At 28.3% G+C, this 3631-nt stretch carries 5 protein-coding genes; 3 read left to right on the top strand and 2 right to left on the bottom strand.

The window, feature by feature from the left end; genetic code table 11:
- On the bottom strand, positions 1-965 hold a 965-nt coding region (locus ACVC2P_RS08100; RefSeq protein ID WP_452597975.1), incomplete at its 3' end, for a GTP-binding protein.
- A gap of 188 nt (positions 966-1153) precedes the next feature.
- Between ACVC2P_RS08100 and ACVC2P_RS08095 the strand changes: the two genes are divergently transcribed.
- Both ACVC2P_RS08095 and ACVC2P_RS08090 read left to right on the top strand, forming a co-directional pair.
- Entirely contained in the window at positions 1154-1375 is a 222-nt protein-coding gene (locus ACVC2P_RS08095) for a hypothetical protein (RefSeq protein ID WP_452597974.1), read from the top strand.
- Between the two features lie 36 nt (positions 1376-1411).
- Positions 1412-1576: a Lacal_2735 family protein gene (locus tag ACVC2P_RS08090; protein ID WP_452597973.1), complete on the top strand. Its 165-nt coding sequence runs from the start codon at positions 1412-1414 to the stop codon at positions 1574-1576.
- 777 nt (positions 1577-2353) lie between these two features.
- Here the strand turns inward: ACVC2P_RS08090 and ACVC2P_RS08085 are convergent.
- Positions 2354-2992, bottom strand: a complete 639-nt coding sequence (locus ACVC2P_RS08085) for a hypothetical protein (protein ID WP_452597972.1) — start codon at positions 2990-2992, stop codon at positions 2354-2356.
- A gap of 386 nt (positions 2993-3378) precedes the next feature.
- On the opposite strand from ACVC2P_RS08085, the gene ACVC2P_RS08080 reads away from it, so the two are divergent.
- Positions 3379-3631, top strand: a 253-nt coding sequence (locus ACVC2P_RS08080) for a hypothetical protein (RefSeq protein WP_452597971.1), incomplete at its 3' end; no start/stop codon positions are given.

Genomic DNA, 3631 nt, shown 5'->3' with positions numbered 1-3631 from the left:
CCTACGGGCTCAAAAGTTCCTAGTTTACGTTTAAGAATCTGATTAATTTTTATATCCTTTTCTAATTGTTGAGACCAAATACTGTCTTTGTTTTTTATATAACCACTATAAAGTTTAATGTGAGCTAATCGGCCGTACCTTGAATCGTATTCTACTTTAAATACTTTCGCTGAATTGCTACTGGTGTTTTGTGTATTGGTTTTAAAGACGGAAGTAATAGTGTTTAATAAGGGCGTAATACCCATATCTAATTTAGCACTTCCAAATAATAATGGTACTAGTTTTTGTGAAGCAATTTGGCTAGTTGCGCTATGTTCTATTGTTTTTAACTCTGGAAGATTGTCGTTTAAAATAGCGTCTAAAAAAGTATCGTCGTATTCTGTTAAATTCTCGAAGCTTTTTTCAATAATCGACTGAGATAGGTAAGGAGTTGTCTCTAAAAATGGCACTAGTTTTGGTGCATCTGGATTGCTTAAATCTGCATAATTTAAGGCAAACAAATGTGTATGTAAATCGGCTTCTAAATCTGTAAACACCTCCTCAATATCGGCACCATTTCTATCTATTTTATTAATAAAAATTAAAACAGGAATGTTACGTTCTTGTAACGATTCCCATAAATTAAGTGTATTGGCTTGTACGCCTTCTACAGCAGAAACCACTAATACCACAACATCTAATACCGAGAGTGCTCGATCTACTTCGGCAGAAAAATCGATATGTCCTGGTGTGTCAACTATAGTAATTATAGTGTTATTCCACTCAAAATCTACCGTAGCCGTTTTTATAGAAATACCACGTTCTTTTTCCATTTCTAAACCATCGGTAATAGCAGAGCCTTTATCTACATTACCACGTAGTCTAGTTGCACCAGCTGTATGTAACATACCTTCAGTTAAAGTTGTTTTACCTGCATCTACATGAGCAAGAATACCTATCGTAATTTTAGTTTTATTTAAAGACATATTCTATGAATAAACAGACAGCAAAAATAAACTTTTAAGTAACGCATAGTTAAATGACATTAATATATAGTGTATTTATTAAAATAGTATTAAATAATGTGTACTTATAGGTTTGTTAAATTATTCTTAACATTTTAATTATTTTTATTTTGTTTAATTATATTTACTTAAAATTAAACAAAACTATTATGGATATTTTACGAGAAGCTACACAGTTTGAAAACGCGAAAATGAGTCATATGTCTACAAGTGATAGAGTAGTTGCATCTAGAGAAGCTAAACGACTTATATTGGCTATAAATGAAATATATAAAAAGACAAAAGATTCTGCTTTAATGGATGTAATGAAAAGATTAACAGTTAAGAAAAAGAAAATTGAAAAACGACTTCAAGGAAGACCTACAGTGTAAATAATTATATGTTTTTAAAAACCAAATTCTAATGCTATGTTTGGATTGTTCAAAAAAAAATCGGAAAAAGAAAAGTTAAGAGCTAAATATAAGAAACTACTAAAAGAAGCGCATAGTTTGTCTAGTATTAACAGAAAACTGAGTGATCAAAAAACTTTTGAAGCTGAAGAAATAATGACACAGCTCGAGAAAATGAACTAATGTGTTTATATTATGATTATTAGTAAAGTACTTAAGGTAAAAAGTAATGGTAATTTAACTCTGTGTGTTATATGTAATAGAAGTAGATTGTAATTACGTTTTATAAAAACTCTATTTTACATAATATTAATTATAGTACATTTTATAACAATTAGCGAAATAGCGCTTTTGGGCGATATTTGACATAATTGCAGATATAATGTCTTTAGACTTATATCGATAGTAATTATGTCAAGCTAATTGTGTCTTCGTTATAATAATTTAGATATGTAGCTATAATGTTATATTATGTAAAATATCCCAGAGTGTTTATAGCTCATTATAATATTTAGTGCTTGGGTCATTAAACTTCATCGTTTTTGTTTCTCGTATAATTTTAATATTCTGTACAATCCTTCAACATTTTTTAAATACGCGATTCTCAAGAAACATTAGAACTAAATAAGTGTACTATAATTAGTCGCTATGTAAAATTGCCGCTGCCAAACGCTCGATTGCTTTTTAAAAATAATTATGCTATCGCAGTAATTTTTTTAAACACAATTATCCAGCACTTGCCAGCGCCAAAAAAAGCTAACTTTTAGTTTCAATTAAACTTTACGTTTGCGTGTGAATTCTCGTTATAATTTTTTCCCACAAGCTTTTCGTTTGTTTGCCACAAGAGTATAAAATTTTCCACCCGCATAAATCCTTTCTAAAATTTCTATACACTTGTTATGTGTACAACTCCGATTAAACTTCTTTTATTTAGTACTTCTAATATTATGTAAAATAGAATTAGATTTTAGTTATTAAACCAAAAACAATATCTGTACTATCATTATTTGTTATATGTGCCTTATATAAATATGTTTTATCATTTAAAACTTCTATAATTTCGACTTCAATTAGATTTCCTTCTTTATGTTTATCCTTATTCAGGGACATTTTTATTGTCTCTAATCGATACTTGTGGTCATCAGTCCACTTTATTTTATATTTCTGTGTACCTCCTAAACCACCTTTTTCTATTTGACGCTTTTTGCGTCGTTTCATTATAGTTTCACTGTATGCAGGATTCTCATATTTAAATTTCCCGAGATGAAAGGCTTTGCACTTTACACGATTTTCTTCTGGTAATTCGTATGTTTTATATTTTGAATTAACAAAATAGTAAACCGATTGCCAACAGTCATCTGTCATTTTCATTGGGTAAACTAACTTACCTTTTTTAAAATGGTCTAGACAACCTTTTTGCCAACCGTCATGCTTATATGTACTTTTTTCTTGGTTGATAGTTATATCATAACGTTTACCTTTTTTATCTACACAATAGTCAATTACTACAACCGCTACCCTATCAACGTCATCAACAAATGTTTGAGAGTAAGAACTAAAAGAAATAATTATGAATCCAAAAAATAGAAGTTTTTTCATATAGTTAGTTTATAGCTAAACTACTTTATATCTTTTTTTCTTGATAAAAAAAGAAACAAAAAAATCAAGGCTTAATAAAACTTTGGAAACAATTACGGCTCAATCGCTATATTTTAGAAAAGAACGTTTTATTGTTACAATAAAATTATTTTAATATAAAACTTAGTTCGTCTGATTTTAATCAATTAATAATTTATTTTTATATCTTTAGTGTATTATAGATTCTATTCTAATCAACAGACCTATTAAATGTTAAAGGTTTTTGAATTCAATTTTATAATAATCTCCCTACTAGTTAATAACTATTTTATTTGATAAATACCCTTTATTGGGTATTCTTTTATTGTTTCACAATTAAGAAATTTACATTCTAAATATTAGCTATTATGAAAAAAACTCTTTTACTTATTATTTTAATTACAGTTACCAGTTGTGCTTCTGTTTCTTTTTATGAGAAGAAAGACCTATCTAGTGAAACAGGGTTGAAATTTTATCATTCCAAACCTTATTTATTAGTTGAAAAAAGCCCTCAAAAAGATGTAAAAATTAAATCAACAATTATTTATTTACCAGATTTAGAAAATCCAACTTATGCCAAAATTAAACCTGGATTTGGAAGCTCAGATTTAAAAGTTGACC

It is taken from the genome of Pontimicrobium sp. MEBiC01747, assembly GCF_053601635.1.
The sequence above is the reverse complement of the archived record's forward strand: the minus strand, read 5'-3'. Positions and strand labels throughout refer to the sequence as shown.

Bases quoted from the DNA above. Each gene is read 5' to 3' on its own strand.
- ACVC2P_RS08095 (WP_452597974.1), top strand. From the start codon at position 1,154: ATGGATATTTTACGAGAAGCTACACAGTTTGAAAACGCGAAAATGAGT.
- ACVC2P_RS08090 (WP_452597973.1), top strand. From the start codon at position 1,412: ATGTTTGGATTGTTCAAAAAAAAATCGGAAAAAGAAAAGTTAAGAGCT.
- ACVC2P_RS08085 (WP_452597972.1), bottom strand. From the start codon at position 2,992: ATGAAAAAACTTCTATTTTTTGGATTCATAATTATTTCTTTTAGTTCT.